The sequence below is a fragment of the Nocardia colli genome, assembly GCF_008704205.1.
In the GTDB taxonomy this organism is placed as follows: Bacteria; Actinomycetota; Actinomycetes; order Mycobacteriales; family Mycobacteriaceae; genus Nocardia; species Nocardia colli.
The window spans coordinates 20,232-41,542 of the sequence record NZ_VXLC01000049.1; the positions used below are offsets into that span (position 1 = coordinate 20,232).

19 protein-coding genes are annotated in these 21,311 nt (G+C 68.9%); 3 read left to right on the forward strand and 16 right to left on the reverse strand.

Annotation, left to right across the window (positions count from 1 at the left end):
* Positions 1-9 precede the first annotated feature (9 nt).
* The 10 genes from F3087_RS44530 to F3087_RS44575 form a co-directional block, all read right to left on the reverse strand.
* Positions 10-378: an STAS domain-containing protein gene (locus F3087_RS44530; protein ID WP_150408256.1), complete on the reverse strand. Its 369-nt coding sequence runs from the start codon at positions 376-378 to the stop codon at positions 10-12.
* A gap of 235 nt (positions 379-613) precedes the next feature.
* Entirely contained in the window at positions 614-1,189 is a 576-nt protein-coding gene (locus tag F3087_RS44535; protein WP_150408257.1) for an Asp23/Gls24 family envelope stress response protein, read from the reverse strand.
* The gene (locus F3087_RS44540) at positions 1,189-1,725 is read right to left on the reverse strand and encodes a DUF6286 domain-containing protein (RefSeq protein ID WP_150408258.1); all 537 of its coding nucleotides are present in this window, start codon (positions 1,723-1,725) and stop codon (positions 1,189-1,191) included. The genes F3087_RS44535 and F3087_RS44540 overlap by 1 nt, the downstream gene beginning before the upstream one ends.
* Positions 1,722-2,048 (reverse strand): Asp23/Gls24 family envelope stress response protein, encoded by a 327-nt coding sequence (locus F3087_RS44545; protein WP_150408259.1) that lies wholly within the window; start codon positions 2,046-2,048, stop codon positions 1,722-1,724. The genes F3087_RS44540 and F3087_RS44545 overlap by 4 nt, the downstream gene beginning before the upstream one ends.
* Positions 2,045-2,233 (reverse strand): hypothetical protein, encoded by a 189-nt coding sequence (locus F3087_RS44550; protein ID WP_150408260.1) that lies wholly within the window; start codon positions 2,231-2,233, stop codon positions 2,045-2,047. The genes F3087_RS44545 and F3087_RS44550 overlap by 4 nt, the downstream gene beginning before the upstream one ends.
* Entirely contained in the window at positions 2,233-2,745 is a 513-nt protein-coding gene (locus F3087_RS44555; RefSeq protein ID WP_150408261.1) for an Asp23/Gls24 family envelope stress response protein, read from the reverse strand. The genes F3087_RS44550 and F3087_RS44555 overlap by 1 nt, the downstream gene beginning before the upstream one ends.
* A 97-nt stretch (positions 2,746-2,842) precedes the next feature.
* Positions 2,843-3,160, reverse strand: a complete 318-nt coding sequence (locus tag F3087_RS44560; RefSeq protein ID WP_150408262.1) for a hypothetical protein — start codon at positions 3,158-3,160, stop codon at positions 2,843-2,845.
* A complete protein-coding gene (locus F3087_RS44565; protein WP_150408263.1) occupies positions 3,157-3,534 on the reverse strand; it encodes an Asp23/Gls24 family envelope stress response protein in 378 nt (125 codons plus the stop codon). Before F3087_RS44565 ends, F3087_RS44560 begins: the two co-directional genes overlap by 4 nt.
* Complete coding sequence (locus F3087_RS44570; protein WP_150408264.1) at positions 3,531-4,133, reverse strand: Asp23/Gls24 family envelope stress response protein; 603 nt, start codon at positions 4,131-4,133, stop codon at positions 3,531-3,533. Before F3087_RS44570 ends, F3087_RS44565 begins: the two co-directional genes overlap by 4 nt.
* On the reverse strand, positions 4,124-4,690 hold the full coding sequence (locus F3087_RS44575) for an RNA polymerase sigma factor (RefSeq protein ID WP_223885824.1): 567 nt from the start codon (positions 4,688-4,690) through the stop codon (positions 4,124-4,126). Before F3087_RS44575 ends, F3087_RS44570 begins: the two co-directional genes overlap by 10 nt.
* A gap of 167 nt (positions 4,691-4,857) precedes the next feature.
* On the opposite strand from F3087_RS44575, the gene F3087_RS44580 reads away from it, so the two are divergent.
* Positions 4,858-5,064 carry a CsbD family protein gene (locus F3087_RS44580; protein WP_150408266.1) on the forward strand — a complete coding sequence of 69 codons (207 nt, stop codon included), beginning with the start codon at positions 4,858-4,860 and terminating at the stop codon, positions 5,062-5,064.
* A gap of 64 nt (positions 5,065-5,128) precedes the next feature.
* Complete coding sequence (locus F3087_RS44585) at positions 5,129-5,326, forward strand: hypothetical protein (protein ID WP_150408267.1); 198 nt, start codon at positions 5,129-5,131, stop codon at positions 5,324-5,326.
* Positions 5,327-5,330: 4 nt separating this feature from the next.
* Here the strand turns inward: F3087_RS44585 and F3087_RS44590 are convergent, their stop codons facing one another.
* The 5 genes from F3087_RS44590 to F3087_RS44610 form a co-directional block, all read right to left on the reverse strand.
* Positions 5,331-6,470 (reverse strand): Kelch repeat-containing protein, encoded by a 1,140-nt coding sequence (locus tag F3087_RS44590; RefSeq protein WP_150408268.1) that lies wholly within the window; start codon positions 6,468-6,470, stop codon positions 5,331-5,333.
* Entirely contained in the window at positions 6,467-7,642 is a 1,176-nt protein-coding gene (locus F3087_RS44595) for a Kelch repeat-containing protein (RefSeq protein WP_150408269.1), read from the reverse strand. The genes F3087_RS44590 and F3087_RS44595 overlap by 4 nt, the downstream gene beginning before the upstream one ends.
* On the reverse strand, positions 7,639-8,898 hold the full coding sequence (locus F3087_RS44600; RefSeq protein WP_150408270.1) for a Kelch repeat-containing protein: 1,260 nt from the start codon (positions 8,896-8,898) through the stop codon (positions 7,639-7,641). Before F3087_RS44600 ends, F3087_RS44595 begins: the two co-directional genes overlap by 4 nt.
* 1 nt (position 8,899) lies before the next feature.
* Positions 8,900-18,115 (reverse strand): Tc toxin subunit A-related protein, encoded by a 9,216-nt coding sequence (locus tag F3087_RS44605; RefSeq protein ID WP_150408271.1) that lies wholly within the window; start codon positions 18,113-18,115, stop codon positions 8,900-8,902.
* A gap of 111 nt (positions 18,116-18,226) precedes the next feature.
* Positions 18,227-19,048, reverse strand: coding sequence for a hypothetical protein (locus tag F3087_RS44610; protein ID WP_150408272.1), 822 nt, complete (start codon positions 19,046-19,048; stop codon positions 18,227-18,229).
* A gap of 302 nt (positions 19,049-19,350) precedes the next feature.
* Here F3087_RS44610 and F3087_RS44615 point away from each other — a divergent pair, with 302 nt between their 5' ends.
* Positions 19,351-20,100 (forward strand): IclR family transcriptional regulator, encoded by a 750-nt coding sequence (locus F3087_RS44615; RefSeq protein WP_150408273.1) that lies wholly within the window; start codon positions 19,351-19,353, stop codon positions 20,098-20,100.
* A 72-nt stretch (positions 20,101-20,172) separates the two neighbouring features.
* Here the strand turns inward: F3087_RS44615 and F3087_RS44620 are convergent, their stop codons facing one another.
* Complete coding sequence (locus tag F3087_RS44620; protein WP_150408274.1) at positions 20,173-21,252, reverse strand: amidohydrolase family protein; 1,080 nt, start codon at positions 21,250-21,252, stop codon at positions 20,173-20,175.
* Between the last annotated feature and the right edge of the window lie 59 nt (positions 21,253-21,311).

Below are 21,311 nucleotides of genomic sequence, written 5' to 3' on the forward strand. Positions count from 1 at the left end.
GCCCCGGCCTCAGGCCGGGCGGCGCGGCTCCTCGACGGCGAGCGCCTCGTCCACGGTGTTGTGCAGGCTGAGCAGCTTGTCCAGCCCGGTCACCTCGATCGGGCGGCGCACCGGCGGCGAGGCCACCACGCGCAGCCGGCCCGACGGCAGCGACTCCGCCGCCACGAGCAGGACGCTCAGTCCGGCGGAGCCGAAGAACTCGACCTGGGACAGGTCGATGACCAGCGTGCTCGGCTGGTCCCGCAACGCATCGTCCACCGCGGCCTGGAACTGCGGTGCGGACGCCATGTCGATTTCACCGGTGAGCGACAGGATTCGCGCGGAATCCACCGAGCGCACGTCCGTGTCCAAGCTTTTCGCCTTTCCGTCCGCACTCATCGGGCACTCTCCTGGACACCGACGCAGAGGGCGCCACCGAGCGCCATTCGCCCTCGGCTCGACCGAACTGAGCCTGCTACACCAAACCGGTTGCCTGGCATCGCCACTTCGCTACCTCCGACGCGTCGACCCTCCGCCCGCTCGAGCACGGCGCAGAGATGATCCAACTGGCCAAACTACCGTAGGCCGTCCCCGAACGCCGCGCCCGCCCAGGCCTGCCGCGTGTGCAGAATTATCAGCGAACCCGGGCCGGTCGCCGGTCCTCGGCGAAGTCGAGCTCCAAGGTCACCGGAATGACCTCCACCTCCAGCGCCTCGCGTAGCCGGGTGACCGCGTGGCCCAGAATCCGGCGGCGCAGTTCGGCGATGTCGGCGGTCGGTTCCGCGGTGACCACCAGGTGCAGTTCGGGTGCGCTGCGGCCGCCGGACAACCAGGCCGAGGCACTGCGCACACCCTCGTAACTCTCGATGTCGGTGGCCACCGGGGCGGCGGCGGTCACCGACTCCAGCACGGTGGTCCCGGCCCACTCGGTGCCGCCGGTGCGCCAGGTGACCGACTTGGGCATCCGGAACACCTGCGCCAGCAACCAGCGCAGGCACAGCAGGCCGATCAGCACCGCGGCGGCGACCGCGGCCCACAGCACCCAGGTCGGCGGCGCGTCGGTGCCGGGGACGAGGGTGTCGTCGGACCGCACCCAGCGCAGCCGGCCGTAGTGCGCGGCGACGGCGAGCACGCCGGCCGCGAGCAAAAGCACGCCGGTCAGCCCGAGCACGGTCCGGTTCAACGCCGCCGGACGGTTGGTGCTACTCATCACGCCTCTCCTGTCTTCGGTCCGTGCAGCTTGGCCCGCACGTGCCGGACCCGCTGCGGGCCGATCTCCTGTACCCGGCGGGTGAGCGTCTCGCAGATCTCCTCGGGCAGGCCGTCCGCGCCGGTTCGTTCGGTGCGCGCGGACACCTTGACCGCTTTGCGGCGCAGGCGGATTCGCGCGGAGCTGACGCCGTCCACCGAACCCGCGGTGCTGCGCAGCGCCGTGCGCAGGCCACCGCGGGTCACGCCGGCCGACATGCCGTCGTCGGCGCCGAGCGGCAGCACGGCCGCCCGGCCGGGCCACAGCGCCAGTGCGAGCAGCCCGACGCCGAACACGATCGCCCCGATACCCACGGCGAGCACCGGCGTGTCGTGCCAGGTCATGCCGTGCAGGTCATGCGCGACGCTGTTATAGGACAGGAATTCGTGCGCGCCGACCAGGCGCTGGATCAGCGACACCGCCACCGCCACGCAGACGGCGAGCAGCAGCACCGCGACGACGACCGCCGGACCTGCCCGGCGCGGCCTGCGGATCACGTGACTCTCCTTCCGCCGCCGACGGTTTCGATGCTCAGCTCGGTGACGACGATGTCGATCCCGCTCACCGCGAGCCCGGTCAGCTCGCTGGTCCGGCGGGCCAGGTGGGCGCGGCACGCCTCGGTCACCCGGCTCACCGGTGACGGATACAGAATCGGCAGTCGCACGTCGAGCGAGGTCCGGTTCGCGAAAACCCTGGCGTCGACCCGCACATCGGCGCCGACCCCGGCCACCTCACGCGCCGCCTGCGCGACGATCCGCTGGACCGCGCGCGGGGCGACCGTGGTGACGCCCGGATACTCGTCCGCGACAACGGCGGTCATCGCCTGCCCTTGCGCTGTGCCGACTGGAGCAGCCCGGCCAGGTCCAGCTCGCCGTCGAGCCAGCGGCCGACCACCAGGCCGAGCACGGCGAACAGCAGCACGATGGTGAAGGCGCCGAATCCGCCGAACGCACCGGCGAAGCCGAGCGCGAGGCCGACCGCGAGGCAGATAGTAGTGGCGCTCATTACTGCACCCGGCTGCTCTGCACCGGCCGCTCGTCGTCGTCGCCCGGGATGTAGACGTCGTTGACGTTGATATTGACCTCGACCACGTCCAGCCCGGTCATCTGCTCGATCGCGTTGATCACGTTGCGGCGCACCGCGCGCGCCAATTCCGCGATGGCGACGCCGTATTCGACGACCAGCTCCAGATCGACCGCGGCCTGGGTCTCCCCGACCTCGACCGAAACCCCTTGTCCGATACTGGCGGACGCGCCGGGGATGCGATCGCGAATGGCGCCGAACGCGCGCGCCGCGCCGCCACCTAAGTCGTGCACGCCGCGTACCTCGCGGGCCGCGAGCCCGGCCACCTTCTGCACGACGATGTCGGCGATAGAGGTGGTGCCCTGGTCGCTGGCCAGCTTGCTGTTCTTGTCCGGCGTCGCGGCCGAATCGGCGACTCGGCTGACCGCCGCCTTGGTGTCCGCGGGCGCCTTGGTGTCCGTGTTCTTGTCAGTGGTCGTCGTCGTGGTGCTCATAGCTCCTCCTGATTTCCCTTGCGGTACAGCGGACATCGGCTCTTCATCTGGATCGACACGGGATCCGGCCCGATCGTCACGGGCGGGTTTATGTGACCTAGGTAACCCCCTCGCCGCCGAACGCTCCGGCATCGAGTTCGGCCACTACCAAGCGCAAACGGGCGCCGGACCAGTCGGTGCCGGCCAAGGCGGCACGCAGTGCGGCCGTTGCCTTTTCCAGCAGCGGCGCCAACGGCAGCTCGGCCGCCGCGACCCGCACCTCGATCCGGCCCGGTCCGACATCGACCGCGAAACCTCTTGCGTCCCAGGGCCACCAAGCGGGGCTCTCCGCGCCGAGGGGTGTTGCGGGCCTGATTCCGTCGATCGTGTCCAGCGCGCCCAGGATCACGGCGATGACATCGCTGGGAGACGTCACGGGCGCTCCGGCTCGATATCGAGAATGGTCACCGACACCTCGTCGACCGTCTGCCCGGTCTGTTCGAACACCACCCGCGAAACCTCCTGTTGCACCGCGTGACCGATCACCGCCGCGGGGCGGACGGCCGAAATCACCACGTCCACTTGCACACTCAGCGCTCCGCCGGCGCTGCGCCGCACCCGCACGCCCTCCGACGCCGCGGGGTCGGTGTTGGTCAGGCGTTGCTTGCCGACCCGGACCAGCGACGAGACCAGCCCGCGCACACCGGGTTCCAGCCGGACCACGCCCGGCACCGCGCGCGCCGCCTGTGCGGCCACCGCGGCGACGACCGGCGCCTCGATCCGTACCTCGGACACTGCATCGGTCGTCATCGCCGCGCGCCCCCCGTTTCGTCGTCCTCGTAGATGTCCGCGACCACCAGATCCAGCGTCTCCAGCACCAGCCCGACCTGCGCGGCCAGCGCGGCGGTGACTCGTTCGCGCACCACCGGCAGCGCGTCGCCGACCGTGGCGTGGCCGAACCGGATGGCGACCGACAGCTCGACCGCGACCACGGTTTCCCCGTCCATGCCCATCCCGACCCGGCGCACCCGGCACTGCCTGGCGCGCACGCCCGGCACCGAGTCGGCCGCATACCGCAGCACCGTCGCGACGGCCTGTTCACTCACCTCGACCGTGCCGGGCGCGGGGGTCGGGAGCACCAGGGTCCGGCCGCGCCGGGCCTCGGCGCGGACCGCGGACATGATCCGTCCGGTCAGGTCGGGCGGCGCCGGATCCGGCTCCTCGATCAGTTCCTTGGTCGCCGCGCGCAACGCCACCAGGCTGTCGCGGGCGGCCCGGCAGTGCGGACAGGTCTGCTCGTGTTCGTCGCCGAGACCGGCCTCGACCGCGTCGAGCCGATCCCAGACCTGTTCGATCTCCCGGCCGCAGGGCAACCGGTAATCCTGTTCTGTCGTGCCGTTCACCGCCATGGTTTCATCACCTCGGACAAGTGGGCTCGCGCGCGGGCAATCCGGCCGCGCACCGCCGTCGTATTCACGTCGACGATGTCGCCGATCTCCTCGTAGGTCAGCCCGTGCACCTCGCGCAACAGCCAACAGGCGCGTTGTTCGGGCGTGAGCAGCTGTAGCGCCGCGTTCAGCGCTTCCAATTGCGTGCTCACCTGCACCGCGTGCTCGGGCTGGATGTCCGAGCGGGGTGATTCGGTGGCCTCCGGGTCGACCTCGACCGTCGGCTTGCGGGCCCGGATCACGTTCAAGCAGCGATTGGTCGTCATGCGATATAGCCAGCCGACGAACGCGGCGTCCTCGTTGAGCTGTGGGAGGCGACGCCAGGCACCGAGAAAAACCTCCTGGACGACATCCTCGGCGTCGGAGCGGTCGGCGAGCATCTTGACCGCGAGCCGGAACATCTGGGCCTGATAGCGCAGTACCAACTGTTCATAGGCCCGCATATCGCCGTCGCGCGACCTGCTCACCAGGGTTGCGTCATCGGGCGCGGTCTCGGCAACCGCTTCTGTCGTGGTCACAGCACCTCCTCCACCGCTCATCAGTCAGACACCGGGGATTGGAAACCGTCACGGCCAGTATGACGTGATCGTTGTCTCAGGCGTTGTTGCGTGCGGTTTGCCGGACGGCCGTGTCAATACAGCGTGTGCATCCATCCCGGGTGTGCCGCGACACAGCGGAGGTTTCGATGTCTCTGAGCGACAAGATCGGCAACAAGGTCGACGAGTTCGGCGGCAAGGCCAAGGAAGCCGCGGGCAACGCGACCGGTGACGACGATCTGCGCGCCGAAGGCAAGGCAGACCAGGTCGAGTCCGCCATCAAGGGCGCGGTGGAGAACGTGAAGGACGCCATCGGCGACGCGGTGGACAAAACGAAGAACGCGTTGGGCAAGTAGCCCGATGTGTGCGGTGTGCGGCCGCGAGTACGGCCGCACACCGCCCGGTTCGAACAGAGGTGTTATGACAGTGATCAACCATCGACCGACCAGAATCGCCGGTGTCGAACCGGTGACCGCCATGCTGGCCGTGGCCACCTGTCTGGCGTTGACCATCGGCGTCGCCGCGCTGACGCAGTCGGTGGTCGCGACCGTGGCGGCCGGCGTGAGCATCGTGGCCGGGCTGGCGCTGGTGCTGGCGATTCTGCCGAGCAAGGCTTGACGGCCTACGGGGTGTAGATCTCCGTCGAGGCCGCCAGATCGTCCCCACTGCTACCGCCAGCGGCGAGTACCCGGCCGTCGGTCAGCAGCGTGGCGGCGAAATCCATGCGGCCGTAGGACATCGGCCCCACCGCGCTCCAGGTGTCGGCGTACGGGTCGTAGAGCGACGTGGCGAGGAACTTGGCGAACAGATACTGCTCGTCCCCGCCGCCGAACACGAGCACCTTCCCGGATTTCAGCGTGATCGCGTGAAAACGGTCCCGCCCGAACGGCATTCGCGCCGCGGGCGCCCAGCGATCGGTGACCGGATACCACCGTTCAGCGGTGTTCAGCGAATGCGTGTCATACACCGGGCCCGGTATCCAGCCGTGGGCAGCGCCGCCGAGCACGAGCACACTGCCGTCGGGCAGCAGCACCGCTTGATGCGAAAGCCGAGGCACCGCCAAAGAGCCGGTCGCGCTCCACTTTCCGGTCTTCGGATCGAAGATCTCACAGAACGCCATCGGCACGGCCTCACGGTGCCCGACGACCGCCGCGCCGCCGACCACCAGCACCCGTCCGTCCGCGAGCAGCACCGCTTGATGCGAGGTCCGCTCGTCGACCATCGGCCCGGTCGGCTCCCAGGTGTCGGCGACCGGGTCGTACAGCTCGGCCGAGTTCGCCGACCCCAGATCGTTGGTGCTCACCCGGGGTTTCGCCCCGCCCGCCACCAGCACTCGGCCGTCCGAAAGCAGTGTGGCACTGTGCATGCTGCGCGGAACGGTCATGTTCGCCCGGGTCGGCGTCCACGTCTTGGTCTTCGGGTCGAAGCGCTCCGCCGCCGCCAGGGTATTGAACGGCTCCCGGTACGGGCCGGAGATGCCGCCCGCCGCGAGCACCGTCCCGTCCGGCAATCGAGTCACCGAATGCAGTCTGCGACCGAGGGTCATCGGCGTCGACGCAGACCAGCTGGTGGTGACTGGGTCGAACAGCGCGGTGGCGGCGACCGCGGCGAACGTCGCGTCGGCACCGCCTACGAGCAAGGCGGCGCCACCGTCCAAAGAGACCAGGGCATCGTCGTTTTCGAAGGCGCGGTTGGGTTCGGGTAGGTCCGAGGCATAGGTCCACACGGCTGTCTGGACCGGTGGGCTGTCGAGTGCGGTCACTGTTGTCCCTCCGAGGGCGTGTAGATCTCCGTGCTCGCGGCGAGCCGCCAGTTGTACGACGACCCGTCGAGATGGTCGACTCCGCCGGTGACCAGCACCCGGCCGTCGGTCAGCGCGAGTGCGCCGAATGCCCAACGGCCCGTGGCGAGTCCGGCGGCCGGCTGCCACGACTTGGTATCCGGGTCGTAGAGCGCGGTGCTGCGCAGGCCGGTGGACATGTTGGCGGCGTTGGCCCCGCCGATCGCCAGCACCCGGCCGTCGCGCAGCAGGACGGCGCGGTGATACAAACGGGCACAGGACAAGTCGGCGTCGCGCGTCCACGCCCCGGTGATCGGGTTGTAGCGCTCGGTCGTCCAATCGCTGCCCGTGTTGTGCACCCAGCCCGCCACCCAGCCGGGCCAGCCGCCGCCGGTGACCAGCACGGTGCCGTCGAGCAGCAGCGTCGCGGTGCCGTCGAAGCGCGGCCGGGTCGTGCTGCCGGTGGGCGTCCACTCCCCCGTCGCCGGATCGAAGATCTCGCAGAACGCGAGGTCGGTGTAGGTGCCCGAGCCGACGTCGGCGGTGCCGCCGATGACCAGCACGCGGCCGTCGAGCAGCAGCACCGCCTGATGCACCGATCGCGCGTCGTTCATCGGCTCGATGGATGTCCACGTCTTGGCGTCCGGGTCGTAGATCTCTGCGGTCGCGGTGGTGCCGGACGTGCCGGACCGGTCCGCGAAGCCGCCGGCCACCAGGACGCGCCCGTCGGCGAGCAGGGTGGCCGAATGGGCGGCGCGGCCCACGCTCATCGATCCGGCGGAGACCCATTTCCCGGAGCCCGGCTCGAAGCGTTCCGCCGTCGCCAGGCCCGCGGGCGAGGTCTGCGGCGTCGGCAGGCCGCCGGCCGCCAGCACCGTGCCGTCGGGCAACCGGGTCAGCGTGTGCCCGCTGCGCCCGTCGGTCAGCGGACCGGTGGCCGTCCAGGTGCCCGGGCCGGGGTCGAATACGGCGCTGGCGGAGACGGATCCGAAGTTCGCGTCCTGCCCGCCCGCGATCAGCACGCGACCGTCCGCGAGCTGCACCGGATTGTCGCCCATGCCCTGCCAATTCACAGCCAAGGCAAGGTCTTTCGCGGTCCGCCAGGAGCCGGCCGCGATCGAGGCCGCGAATTCCGTGGTACGCACTGTGGTCACGGCGTGTACACCTCCGCGGTCGAGGTCAGCGCGCTCTCCCCGAAAACCGGTGCCGCGGCACCGGATCGGCTGATCCCGCCCGCGACGAACACCTGGTCATCGGGCAGACCGACCGCGGCCATCGCCCAGCGCCCGACCGCCATGTTCGCGGCGATCGTCCAGGTGCCTGCGGCCCCGGCCGCACCGGGCGTGTAGAGAATCGTGTCGGAGTAGCCCACATCGAAGACGCCGCTGTCGGTGCCGCCGATCACCAGCACCTTGCCCGAATTGGGCAGGGCCACCGCCCGATGCTGGCTCACCCCCCACGGCATGTCCGCGTCGGCCGTCCAGGTGCCGACACCGTTCGCGTCGAGCCGGAACCGCTCACAGGACTTCAGGCTGTACGGATCGATGATCGAACTGTAGGAGCGGGTGATCACGTCGCCGCCGGTCACGAGGACCGAGCCGTCTTTCAGCACGGTCGCCTGGTGACCCTTGCGCGGCGTGCGCAGGCTGGCGGTCGGCGCCCACGTTCCCTTGTCCGGAGTCGCTCCGGGAGTGAAGATCTCGCAGTAGCCCAGCGCGGCGTACTGGCCGCGGCCGATGGTGATGACGCCGCCGATCACCAACACCTTGCCGCCGGTCAGCGCAATTGCGTTGTGCCCGAACCGGATATCGGTCATCGGTTTGACCGTGGTCCACGTATTCGTTGCGGGGTTGTAGATCTCGGCCGAGCGCAGTGCGCGATCGGTGTCGGCCGAGCGCGCCGAGCAACCGCCCGCGACCAGCACCGAGCCGTCGGTGAGCAGCGTGGCCGAATGCGAGAACCGCGGCTCGTTCATCGAGGCGACCGGCCGCCACGCGCCGCCGCCGACGGCCGGATCGAACAACTCCACCGAGTTGATGCCGCGGGCCGGTGTCGCGGCCGCCCCGGTCACGCCGCCGGTTACCAGGACCTTGCCGTCCCGGAGCTTGGTGACGGTGTGCAGCCGGCGTGGGGTCTGCATCCGGCCGGCGATCGGTGTGCCGACGCCGGTGGGCACGTCGTAGACCATCGACGCGAACAGCGCGGTGCGGCGGCCGTCCTCGCCGCCGGCCAGCAGGACCCGCCCGTCGTCGAGCCGGACGGCGGTGTCGTTCGGCTCGGCCCAGCTGGCGGCCTGCGGCAGGGTGCCAGGCAGGGTGCGCCACGCGCCGGGCACCGCCGCGGCGGCCCGATCGAATTGCCGGTCGGCGGGTATCGGCCGCAGCCGCAATGGATCCGGATGAATCCTCATGTCAGTTCTGTCCTTTCTTCAGGGCGAACGGGCACACCAGGAGCAGGTCGAGCACCGCATCCGGATTGAGCCGTCGATCGGGGTCGAGCAGTTGCGGGCTGAGCCCGGCGAGGGCGACGGTGACGACCCAGTCCCGGCCCGCGTCGGTCACTTCGACGTCCTTGATGTTCGGGAAGGCAGCGCGCGGCTGACCGCCCAGCGTCGGATCGGCCTTCAACTCGGCCGGCGGCAGGGGGCCGCCGTCCACGGTGGTGTTCAGCGCGGATTCGCCGTACCAATCGACATAGCGTTTGGTGCCGTCCGGACCGAGATCCTGAGAAAGCACCAGGACGAGCTCGGGTTTCGAGACGCTGTAGCGGTGGTCCCGGAACAGTTGAGGGAAGCGAGATTTCGACAACGCGAAGGTGACGGTGCCGGTTCCGTCGGCCGGCGTGGCGAGGAATTTCTGCCACTGGTCGGCGAATTCGCGCCGGGCGCTGAACACCCGCACCGGGCCGCTGCCGCCACCGCCGCGGATCCACTGATCCAGGGCCTTCTTCATCTCGCCGACCGCCGCGTCGCCGAGGGTGTTGCCGCCGTCGCGCGCGGTGTAGCGCAGGTGCAGCACGACGTCGGTGATCGTCTCGTAGTCGAACTGGCGGAAATCGTTGGGCAGCGACAACTTCCACTGGCTGATCGCGCCGAGACCTTCGAACGGCAGGAACCGTTCGTCGCGCAGGTCGGTCTCGAACAGACCCGAGTCGTCCTGCCCGGTGCTGGTCACGATCGATTCGATCGGCCCTGAGTAGTCGCGGAACCTGGTGTCCAGCGGTGTCTTTCGCACATACGTACCGTCCGGCAGCCGCGAGTCGACCCGGACGCTGCTATTGGTCAGGGTCGCGGTGAGGTTCACCGCCGAGTACGGTCCGGCGACGCAGGGCACCGTGATGCTCAAGCTCTTGATCCGCCGGAAGTAGTGCCCCGGCGTATCGAGATCGAACAGCGCCTCCGGCAGCGACACGTAGCAGACGCCGGTCTCCTTGAGTCGCAGCAGCGCCTTGGCATCCAACTGTGCCAACGAGATCCGCTTGGTCAGCTCGAACTCGCGCGCGTTCGCATCGAGATAGGCCGCGTCCATCCGGTTGAGATCGGCGCTCAGCTGCTCGCCCGAGAGCAGGCCCTTGTGCAGGCTGTCCCAGTAGCCGAAGTTGACGAAACCCGAGTCCTCGACGCCCAATTCGTGCCGGTAGGCGCGTTCGGCCCGCTTGGCCACGTCGTAGGCGAGCTGGTAGGCCTGGAAGAAGCTGGTGGCCAGCCGCCCGACCATCCAGTCGTAGAGCTCCTGGTTGGTGAACTTGTCGTGCAGGAACTTGTCCGCCTCGGTGGCGTTGGCGATCTCCAGGTCGTTGTTGTCCCGCTCGGAGGTCGCGATGTTCAGCCGCGAAGAGGCCGCGAAGAGCTGCTGCTTGGCCTGTTCGATCTCGACCCTGGCCTGGCCCGCCTGGAAGTCCCAGTCGTCCTGGCGGCGGCTGTAGCCGCCGATGGTCGCGGCCAGCGCACCCGCGCCGTTGAGCACGGTAGCCACCTCGCCGAGCGAATTCGCCAGGTTCTGTAGCGAATTCGACACGTTGCTGCCGCCGTAGGTGGCGCCGACGGTGGTCGGGAAGCCGACCTTGAAATCGGGCAGGTGCGAGGTCGCGCTGCCCGCCATGTGGATGCCGGCGGCCACCGACTGCGCCACCAGGGCGCCGCCGGCGAGCACCGTGTGGGTGATCTCGAAGCCGTTCATGAAGTCCCGGCTCGAGTAGTAGTCGAGCTTGCCCTGCGCCAGCGCGATGGTCTGGTTGGCGACCTGCACCGCGTCCTCGGCCTCGGTGATCTGCTCCTTCTTCACCCGGCTCACGGCCTTCAGCATCGCCTTCTCGTGCCGCGACCGCAGGCGCGAGAGTGCCTCGCCGTCCCGCTTTTCCAAGGCGCTCAGCAGCGCGTTGCCGAACGAGGTGACCTCCGCCGCGAGTTCCTTCGCCTTGGCGAGCATCGGCGCGAACCGGTAGTGCGGCAGCGGCGCGCTGATGTCGTCGAGCACCGCGGACAGCTCGAGCCCGGAGGCGTAGGCCCGCACCAGCAGGCTCGGATCGATGACGGCGCCGAACGCCGCCAACTGCCTGGCCCGGCCGTCGATGTTGCGGCCGCTGCGGATCTTGCCCAGCCGGTCCGCGACGAGATCCCAATAGCCGAGCAGCTTTTCGTTGCGCGGGATGCGGAAGTAGTCGAACCAGGCCGGGCCGACACCGACGGTGATCTGCGGTGTCGCCGAGGTCTGTGGGTTACCGCCGACCAGGTGCTCGGCCAGCACGACCGGACTCGGCGAGGTCGCGGGCCCGGCCAGGTCCCGGAAGCTGCGTGCGCCGCCGGGCGTCGGGTCGAACACCTCCTCCGGACGGCGGCCGAGCAGTTCGGCGGCCAGAATGTAGAGCTGGAGTGCCTGATTGATCGACTCGCCGGTGTCCTGCCGGAACAGCTGGTCGCCCCAGGCGATCAGGTTGTCCAGGTACTTCATCACCACGGCCTTCTGATAGGCGGTGGTGCGCAGCCGTGCGACGACGTCGGGCTGGAACGGATTCGCTAGCCAGGCATCCACTTTGGCCTGCTCCGACAGGTTGCCGTCGGCCAGTCGCCGCAGGATCTCCTCGATGCGCTGCTGGTAGTAGCTGCCGGGCTGCCCCTCCTCCTTCGAGGTGAGATAGAACGGCTTGGTCTGCCAAAAGCGTTGCGGTGAGGACAGTGTCGAGCGATCGGTCGGATCGAAGATGCGGTGGAACCAGCGTTGCGCCTCGGCGAAGCGCTGGTTGGTCGTCAGACGTTCGGCCAGCAGCAGCGGGACGTCGAAGAACAGCTCCCAGTTGTATTGGGAATAGCCGCCTTCCGCGGTGAAGTCCATGTCCTCGCCGGGGTAGGGCTCGACCACCGAGGACGGGTCCGGCTCGTACTCCTTCTTGAACTCGAACGTGCCCGCGGTGCGCGCATCGATCAGCTGGATCTCACGGGAGAGCATCGCATCCAGGCCACGGAATTTCAGGCTGGACAGCAACGTCTCGACGTACGGGTGATAGAAGTTCGAAAAGCGGGTCGCCGCAAGCACGCTGGCGTCGGCGTCCAGGAACTCCGCCACGTAGCTGCGCAGGCCGTCGGAGATGAAGGCGAAGAAATCGCGCCAGTCCGTGCCCGGCTTCGACTGATAGAAGACTTGGTAGAAATAGCCGGCCAAGTGGTGCAGCAGCGGGAAGAATCCGCCGACCTCGTGCCCGCTCGGGTGGTGCCGTATGTTGGGCAAATAGAGCAGCGAGCTGTGGCCGGTGAACTCGTTATTGGTCGGTTCCGACTCGAAGGGGCTCTTGACCAGGCGGTCCTTGGCCTCCATTTCCTCGTCCGGGTCGATCGGGCTGCCGTTGTCGTCGACCTGATACCCATAGCTGCCGAGCGGCAGTACCCGGACCATCCCCTGTTTGGCGTTCAGCGTGAAGTATCCGGAGAAAACGGCCTTGTACTTGATCGAATTGGAGTCGGTGTAGGACACCAGCTTGTTGTATGTCGCCGACATCGTCAGGCTGGTACGTCCGGGGAAGACCTGGAAGTAGTAGGCGGCGGTATTCGACTGATCGAAGTCGGTCTCTTTGTCACCGACGTGCGGATACTTGGTCGAAATTGTCTCCTCGGCAACGCGTTTCGCCTGCCACCCGCTCTCGGTGAGCTTGCTCCAATTCAGGTGGATGTTCCAGTACTTGTCCGCCGGTCGCATCTCGTTGCCCGGGGTGTCGTCGGGCAATTTCCGCACCGACCTGGAATCGGCGGCGGGAGTGAACGTCGGCCAGAAGAGGTAGAGCTGGTCGTGCCACACCGTCGGGATCAGCGTGTCGCTGCCGATATCGAGGTCGATCTTTTCCCACGCCGTCCAATAGGCCCGCTTGACCCAGGTTCGGTAGTAATAGGTCCGCGGCGTGGAATCGGTGCGCGCGAAGACATAGGTGATGCCGCGATCCTTGTCGACGTAGATGCCGCACGGATGTATCCGGGCGACCTCGTCGAGGCGTTCGAGGTAATGGTGGGCCGCGGTCGCGGCGCTGTCGTCGGTCAGCTCCTTTTGCGTCAGCTCGTTTTCCAGCTCGGTGAAGAACGGCGTCTTGTCCCGGCGCAGGTCCGGCTCGAAGTAGTTCTCCGGGTACAGGAAGACCTTCTGGTTGGCCTCCCAGAGCCGGAACTGCTTCATCCACTCCCACTGGTCCCAGAGGCTGGTGTCGGCGGTGTGCACCTGCGGCTCGAGATTCAGCAGGCAGCGCTGGACGAACAGCTGGATGCTGTAGATGGCCTGCGCCATCCGGGTGGTCTGCTGGGTCGCGCCCATCTCGACGTCGATCAGCAGGTAGTCGTGCAGGCCGTTGGCGTCGGTCCAGATCGGCAGGGTGATCCGGTCGGAGGCGTAGAGCGGGTTGGCGACGAGGTAGGACACCAGCGCGGCGCGTTGCCGTTCCCGGATCGCGTCCTGCATCGGCGCCGCGACCGCCGACCAATCGGCCAGTGCGTGTTTGGCTTTCGCCGCCTGCCAGGCGGCGTCGGCCGCCGCCGGCGTCACCGCGGCGTGGATCCACAGGTCGAGGCGGTCGGCGAGCACACCGAGGCGCAGCAGCAGGCGTACGCTCTCGCGCACGGTGCGCATGGCCCCGACGTCGCGGAAGCGTGCCGCGGTGGACAGGCCGAGCAGCGTCGCCAGGGTGGTGAGATCCGTTGCGTTCCAACCGGTCCGGGTGGCCAGCCGCCCGATCACGTCCGCGGGCGTGGCGTCGCGGCGGTCGGCCTCGGCGAAGACCTGGTCCAGGGTGTCGATGCCGCCGGGGAGCACGGCCCGTAGCCGCGCGAGATCCAGCAGCCGAATGAACTCGGCGAACAACGGGGCCGGGCCCACGATCCGGGCCGGCGGCAGCTCGTTCAGGTCGGCCCAGCCGGCGCGGCCGGCGTAGCCGAAGACGAACGGCAGCTCGACCGCGCCGAGCCGCAAGCGCGAGACCACCAGCGCCACTCGATAGATCCGGCTGAGCGTGCTGAACTGCTGCCCGAACGCGGATCGGGTGATCGGGACCGCGGGGTCGCTGCTGACGAACTCGGGCACCAGGAAGTCGTTCAGCACAACGGGACCCGTGGTCGAGCACAGCAGCGTGCCGAACAGCACGTCGGCGGTCGCCGGATCGAGCTCGGTGGCCTGGCCGAGCTGCTGCTTGATGGTGATCTCGCTCAGCGTGGTGCGCAGCAGCGGATTGAGCATGCCCAGCACGAACCGGAATCGGTCGGCGGGCACCGTGGTGTCGTCCTTGAAGAAGGTGTCCGCGATCGTGGCGTCGAGGAACTTGTTCGGGCCGACGATGTCGGCTTCCTGCACGCGCAGCAGGGTTTTCACCGCGCCGTCGAGGGCCGCGCCGGACGGTGCGCTGGTCAACGCTTCGGCCTCGGCCTCGCTCAGGTAGCCGCGGCACTTGAGCATGTGGTCGTTGATGTCGTAGAACACCTTGCCGATCAACGCCTTCGGCAGTTGATAGTCGGCGGGCATCGTCGGCTGGCTCGCCGCGAACACCGGGATGCGGCGAGCCTTCATCCGGGTCGCGACGAAACGCCGTGGCGCCTTGCACAACTCGTCGATGGCCGCCTGATACTCGGCGCCGTTGTACACCTTCTTCAACAGGACCTGCTGGCTGTCGGTCATCGGACCGGTGAAGAACAGCTGCTGGTCGGCGGCGCTGAAGCGGATCGGCAGCTTCGGCGGGAACACCTTGTCGTCGGGCAGCTCGGTCAGTTTCGCCGCGTAGGTGACGGTGCCGAGCAAGGTCGAGACCGCCTGCTGAGCCAGCGCCGGGTCCCAGCCGAGCAGGGTCAGATGCTTGCGGGTCAGCTCGCCGCGCTCGTCGAGGGTCTGCCCGGTCTGCTGGTAGACCGTCTGCAACGCGGCGCGCAGCGCGGTCAGCGTGGCCGCCAGCGCGGCATCGTCAGGGACGACCGTGCCCTGCGGGGACAGCGTCGCGGTGAGTACCGCGTCCACCTCCTCGACCGTCAGCTCCGCGTCCGTTATCGCGTCGACGGCGTCCAAGAACCGTTCGGTGAGCACAGTTTGGGCATAGATCGGCGGCAACGGCGCGGTGTCGAGCCGACCGGGCGGCAGCATCCGGGCGCCGCCCGCGACCTCGCCCTCGATGCCGTCCGCGTACGCGGGCAAGGTCACAGGCATCCGCAGCTGCAGCGGCGCGCCCGCGGCGACCTCGTTCTCCGCCGGGGCCCCGGTGAACACGCTCGCCAACGCGGGGAAAGGCCCACCGCCGCCGTACAGCTCGATGAGCCGCAGCAGATCCGGGATGGGCAGCGCGAGCGCTCGGGCGAGCGTGACGGTGCGGACCAGCGCCGACAGGTTGGCCAGATCGAGGATCCGGTTGGGCGTCACCGCGCGCGGCCCGGTGGTCAGCGCGGTGAGGTCGGCATCGCTCACCTGCAATACCGCGAGTAGCGCCGCGGTGATCACCGGTTCGGTCAGGCTGCCGAGGACCGAGAGTTCGGTGCGATCGGCGCGTAGCGCGAACGGATTTCGCGCGCCGGGCTGGGTGCTGACCACGGACGGGTCGAGGAACAACCGGTCGTAGAGCGGCGCCTCGGTGTCGGCGCGATAGGCGAAGGTCTCGACGGTGTTGTAGAAGGTCAGCACCTGTTCGATCGAAAGATCCAGGCGCACCGCGAGTTTGCGGACGGCGGCGATGGTGCGCAGGGTCTGGCGGTCCAGCTCGCCCCGGGTGTTGCAGCCGGCGATCACCCGATCCAGGAGGTGCGCCGACCAGCCGAGCACTCGTTGCAGGCGGACGAACCGGTGCAGCCGGTCGAGCGCGGGCATATCCAACCCGACGACGGTCATTCGCGTTGTGTCATACGGAGAGCCGGCGTCGGCCTTGATCGAGATGACGCCGCCCGGGTTGACGAAGCGGGTGTCGAGCAGCCGGGTCAGCTCCGCGTAGCGCAGCGAGCCCGCGTCCAACAGGGTTCGGACATTGCGCATTACGCCGATGAGGTCGGTGTCGGCGGGCTTGCCGTAGAACTCCGCGAGCGTGCGGCCCGGTGTGAGCGGTTCGCCCGCGATGATGCGCGCGGCGACCGTGCTGAGCCCGAGCCGCTCGTCGGCCAGCAGCGTCGGCGAATCCGCCGCCGCGCCAACCATTTCCAGCAGTGCGATACGCGAGACGCCGGCGTTGGCCAGGTAGGCGTCGGTCTGCTCGCGGAACAGGTCGAACGGGAGGTCCCACGGGTAGACAGCAGCGCGCAGAACCTCGTATGCGCCGGAATTCACGTGCTGTGGCTGGATGCGCAGCGTCGCCTGGTCGCCGGTGCTCTGCCGCTGTTTGTCCGGAATCGCCGTGGCCGGCGCGACGATCGACTCGAGCAACTCGTTGACCAGGTCGACGTACGGCACGCTGAGATCGGTGTTGTCGTCGGACAATTCGACGTCCCACAGATCAGGGCGGCGCGCGTAGAGCGCCTTGGCGACCGGGCCTTCGTTCGCCGGGGTGCCCGCACCCAATCGGCGTAGGTAATACAGCAGGTCCGCGAGGTACGCGGGTTGGCCGTACACGGAGCGGGAGGCGGCGAAGGTGCCGTAGTCGGCGGAGCCGAACAGTTCTTCCCAATCCGGAATGGGCTGCGGCAGTTCGGTCGCGGCCGGGTCGGCCAGGCTCGGCAGCCAGGGCACGTCGAAATGGCCGGCGGTGCGGAAGTCCGCGACCAGGTTCGCGGCGGCGGCGTTGACCTGGGTCGCGCGCTCGTGCACGGCGTGCGCGGTGTCCGCGTCGAGGGTGCCGGAAAGCTTGCGCGCGAACAGGTCCCGGCCGATCGCGGCGACCGACTGGGCGGAGTCGAAGCCGTTGTCGCGCAACGCCTGCATGGCGTCGAAGTCCCGGGTGATCTTGAAGGTGCGCTGGATCTGGCCGAGTTCGGCACGCGCCGGTTCGTCAGGCACCGTGTCGGCATTGACCGGGGTGCCGACGATGTCGAAATCGGGGTTGGCGGCCAGGAACTGGGCCGCGGGCGCCTGCGCGTGCGCGAGGCGGGCCGACATCTCGTGCGCCAAGTGCGCGGTCGGGTAGGCCTCGATGAGGCGGCGGCGCAATTCGCGCGCGTACTCCGGCACCTGATCCGCATCCAGTGCGGTCTTCGCCTGTTCCGGTATGCCGCCGGACTTCTCGATCAGGTCGGACCAGGAGCCGTTGAGCCGCACCAGCTCCCGGGGATCGTGGAACTCGCCCGCGTCGAACCGGGCGAGCAACTCCATGACCAGCGGCAGATTGCCCGCGGTCAATCCGTGCAAGCGGAACGCGAGCCGAAGACGTTCGGCATCCGGTGCCGCAACCGTGTCCTCGGCGAGTGCACCCCAGAATTCCGTCGAGTCGGCAGACCGATCGAGGTAGGCGGCGTAGCTGCGCTCGCGGGCCGCCGGATCCGCGATGACCGCGGCGATCAGCGCGCCCACCGCGTCCGCGCTCCCGGCGTCCGGATTCACCGCGTCCGAGACCTGCCGGGCCCGCACCGCCCGGGCGAATTCGGCGGCGCCGTCGGCCGATTCGATGACACCGGCGGCAGCGGCCGCGCTCAGCGCGGCTTCGAGGTCGACCGGCTGCTTACGGCCGAGGGGTCCCAGCTCGAGCGGATCGCATCGGCGCAGCGCGCCATAGAAGAGCTCTACGGACTGGCCGGTGCCGGCGGCCTGCTGCTCGGCCGCCACCAGCGCCGCGATCGCCGCTCGATCCTGACCGGTGACCTGTGCCAGATGGGTGATGTCCGCCGCGCCGAGGCCGCCGAGTGCCACGCCGTCCAACAGCGGTGTGACGCGGTCGATCACGGTCCGGTATTCGGTTCGCGGCTCGACCGGCGCACGCAGATCGACTGTCGCCGTGGCGGATCCGTTGGGCTGGTGCGTGGTTTCGATGGCGGGCTGACCGTCGAGGGTGGCCCGGACGACCAACACCGCGCGCCGCGAGTCCGCGCCGATGTCGACGCGGTACCGGCCGTCAGGCGCGGTAACCCCCGAACCCAGCGACGATTCCGAGCGCAGGCGGCGCTCCGCCACGGTGACCACGGCCCCCGCGATCGGATTGCCATCGGGGTCCTTGACCGTTCCGACGACCGAGCTTTGTTGGGTGACGACCTCGTTGGCAGTCATTGATGTCCTTTGCGATGTCAGATCTGGTGAATCGTCGGATGGTCTCGGCGGCGGGCAGCACGAAGTCGCGGCGCCGGTGGTGTCGGGCCGGCACCGCGACCGAGTGCGCGGCTATTTCCGTGGACGTTCGAGGGCGTCTTCGACGGCCGCGAGGGCGTCGACCGGGGTGCGGTTCTGGCCCTTCTCGTTCTGGCCGAGCTGGGGCCAGCCGCTGCCCTCGGGGCCGAGCAGCTGGATCCAGATCGCCCGGGTCTTGTCCAGCAGCTCGCGCTGCTCGAGCTCGTTCAATGCGGACATGAATTCCTCCTCTATTCCGACGCCGCAGGCCGCGGCGAAATCCTGGGGCGACATGTCGTAGGCGGCGTTCATGTCGCAGTCGCCGAACGGCGGGCAGCCCTCGGGCAGGCCGCCGCCGAAGCCTTGTCCGTCGGTGTATTGGTGGGCGAGCTGGCCGGGCAGGTTCGGGTTGCGGCCGTAACCGGCGCCGACCACGCGCAGGCCGTCGGGACGGTCGGACCACATGGCGTAGAAGTCGCCCTGGTTGGCGTAGCCGATCACCCGGCGGCGGTCGCCGAGCCAGTCGGCGAGATTCCAGTAGGCGGCGTTGATGCCCTCGGATTGATCGCCGCCGGGATTACCCCCGGATTCGACGTCGATCATGACGATCATCCGCGGATGCGGGCCGCCCATCCCCGCGACCATCTCGCGATGGGTCTCGACCGTCTCCAGCCAGTTCGGCCGCCAGTAGAAGTACACGACGAAGCACGCCAGCCGCCCCGAATCGACTGCCCGGCAAGCCCATTCGTAGTTGACGGCGAAGTTCGGATCGCGGAACGTGCCGTCGTTGGAGCGGAAGCTGAGGATGCCGTGCGGATAGGAATCGTCCACCGGCGCCTGAAAATATGACACGTCCGCGAAAAGACTGTCGACCATGTGATCTCCCTCGATTTCGTCTGCCCGAAATTTCCCCCGAGTGGTTGCGCGCGCCGACGATTTCACCGCCCTCGACGCCGTGAGACGTCGATGAAACGTGGGTGAAGGGCCGAAACCGGAGACTCTTCCGTGTAGAAGAACCGCCCGGTGCCGGTTCGGCGCGACGGACCAATGCTGTAGCTGGTCGGCCGCCCGCGGAAGTTGTCGGTCTGATGAGCGAACCGGGCGTTCCATTTGCTGGACCGTGAACGATAAGCACCACGTGCTCGGTTCGTTGCAGTATCTGCACGGGAGGACAGAGAGTGAACGAAACGACGATGGAAAAGCCGGCCATGGGGGGCCGCGGCGTGCTGGAGGGGGCATTTGCCCTGCTGGAGGCTCTGGCGCACGGGGACGAGCTGGGCCTGACCCAGCTGGCGTCGACAGCGGGCCTACCGAAGGCGACGGCCTATCGGTTACTCAATCAACTGGTGGTGGAAGGAGCAGTACAACGCCGCGGTGGGCGCTATCAGATCGGGCCACGGGTGTTCCGGCTCGGGCAGACCTGGCAACCGGCGCGCTTGCTGCGGGCGGCCTCGGCCCGGCCGCTCGGACAGCTGACGGCGGCGACGGACCGGGGTGGTTTCAGCCTGTCGGTGACCGATCGGGGGCACACGATGCTGATCGGGGGCATCGGGCGGGAGATCGACGAGGTCTTCCCGCTGCGCGCGGGGGTGTTGCTGCCCTCGGGCACCGCGGCCGAACAGGTGCTGGCGATCGGGCATCCGAGTCACACGCCACCGGAGGGGTTCTCGCCGCGCGAGTGGAACCGGCAGATCACGGTGGCGCGGGATCGCGGACTGGCCTACGACACCGACATGAGCCGGTTCGGGCTGGCCTGTGTCGCGGCGCCGGTGCGCGGGCCCGCCGGTGAGGTGGTGGCCGCGCTGGCCGGGACGGTGGGCGAGCTCAACCGGCTGCCCGCGATCGCGGAGGCGGTGCTGCGAGCGGCGGGTCTGGTGAGCGCGAACCTGACCAGGCTGCTCAGATCGCAGGGAGTCGTGTCGCTCTGAAGGTGGAGAGCCGTCAGGGTGTCGCCTAGGCAGTTGGGCGATACCCCGACGGCTCGCCTTGTCTTCCGCCGATCAGGCGGGTGGAATGCCGCCGCACCAGACTCGGGTGATGGCGCGGGTGGCGTGGATGTCGGCCAGCGGGTCGCCGTCGACGAGCACGAGGTCGGCGCGCAGGCCGGGGGTGATGGCGCCGCGGTCGAGCAGGCCGAAGTATCGGGCAGGCAGGGTGGTCGCGGCGTTCAACGCCTCCACCGGCGTCAAGCCCGCGGTGACGAGCAGTTCCAGTTCGCGGTGCAGCGAGTCGCCGTGCGGCGGCTGATACGGCACGCCCGGCTCGGCATTGGCATCGCTGCTCGCGAGAATGGGCACCCCCGCGGCGTGCAGGGTCGCGACGCTGGCGAGGCTGTCGGCGAAGCCGAGCCGGCCCAAAGCCGTCGCGATGCCCTGCATCATGACCAGCGTCGGCGCGGCGACCCGGCCTTCCGCCTTCATCCGGCGCACATCCTCGGCGGGCAACTGGCCGTCGGACGGAATATGCGTGACGACGTCGACGCCCACATCCAGGGCGAGGGTGTAGGCGCCCAGCGACGCCGCGTGCGCGACCACCCGCAGCTCCAGGGCATGCGCCGCCGCCACAACGGCTTTGGCGGCGGCCTCGTCGGGGCCGCCCTCCCCGGGCGCCTCCAGCACGAGCTTGATGTAGTCCGATCCGGCCGCGGCGCGCTCGGCGACCATCGCCTCGGCCTGCTCCGGACCGTGGATGACCGCGTGCTCGGCTAGGCCGGGAAGGTGCGCGTGCATGCCGCCCGCGCCGATGATCGGCGTGCCCGCGCTGCGAATGTCGGTGGTACCCGGCCGATTACGCAGTGCGGCGAGCTTGTCCGGCGGGAAGGTGGTCATGTCCAGTGCGGTGGTCACGCCGTGCGCGGCCAGCTGGTCGAGCGATTCCGGCCCGGCTAGGTGGACGTGGGCGTCGATGAGGCCGGGTAGCAGGATCGCGCCGTGACCGTCGACCCGGTCGGCCCCCCTGGCGTCGGTGCCGATCACTGCCCCGTCGATCACCACCGTCGTCGGCTCGGTCAGGCCGTGGCCATCGAAGACGCGAACGTTGTGCAGGGCGGTTTTACCGATCGCTGAGGAGTCGACGGTCACGCATGCCTCCGGTGCGGGTTGTCCATACAGCGGCGGGATGCGGCCGCTCCGCTAGGGAA

Bases quoted from the DNA above. Each gene is read 5' to 3' on its own strand.
- F3087_RS44580 (WP_150408266.1), top strand. From the start codon at position 4,858: ATGTCTCTGAGCGACAAGATCGGCAACAAGGTCGACGAGTTCGGCGGC.
- F3087_RS44545 (WP_150408259.1), bottom strand. From the start codon at position 2,048: ATGACCGCCGTTGTCGCGGACGAGTATCCGGGCGTCACCACGGTCGCC.
- F3087_RS44570 (WP_150408264.1), bottom strand. From the start codon at position 4,133: ATGGCGGTGAACGGCACGACAGAACAGGATTACCGGTTGCCCTGCGGC.
- F3087_RS44585 (WP_150408267.1), top strand. From the start codon at position 5,129: ATGACAGTGATCAACCATCGACCGACCAGAATCGCCGGTGTCGAACCG.
- F3087_RS44535 (WP_150408257.1), bottom strand. From the start codon at position 1,189: ATGAGTAGCACCAACCGTCCGGCGGCGTTGAACCGGACCGTGCTCGGG.
- F3087_RS44605 (WP_150408271.1), bottom strand. From the start codon at position 18,115: ATGACTGCCAACGAGGTCGTCACCCAACAAAGCTCGGTCGTCGGAACG.
- F3087_RS44600 (WP_150408270.1), bottom strand. From the start codon at position 8,898: ATGAGGATTCATCCGGATCCATTGCGGCTGCGGCCGATACCCGCCGAC.
- F3087_RS44565 (WP_150408263.1), bottom strand. From the start codon at position 3,534: ATGACGACCGATGCAGTGTCCGAGGTACGGATCGAGGCGCCGGTCGTC.
- F3087_RS44530 (WP_150408256.1), bottom strand. From the start codon at position 378: ATGAGTGCGGACGGAAAGGCGAAAAGCTTGGACACGGACGTGCGCTCG.
- F3087_RS44610 (WP_150408272.1), bottom strand. From the start codon at position 19,048: ATGGTCGACAGTCTTTTCGCGGACGTGTCATATTTTCAGGCGCCGGTG.
- F3087_RS44550 (WP_150408260.1), bottom strand. From the start codon at position 2,233: ATGAGCGCCACTACTATCTGCCTCGCGGTCGGCCTCGCGCTCGGCTTC.
- F3087_RS44555 (WP_150408261.1), bottom strand. From the start codon at position 2,745: ATGAGCACCACGACGACGACCACTGACAAGAACACGGACACCAAGGCG.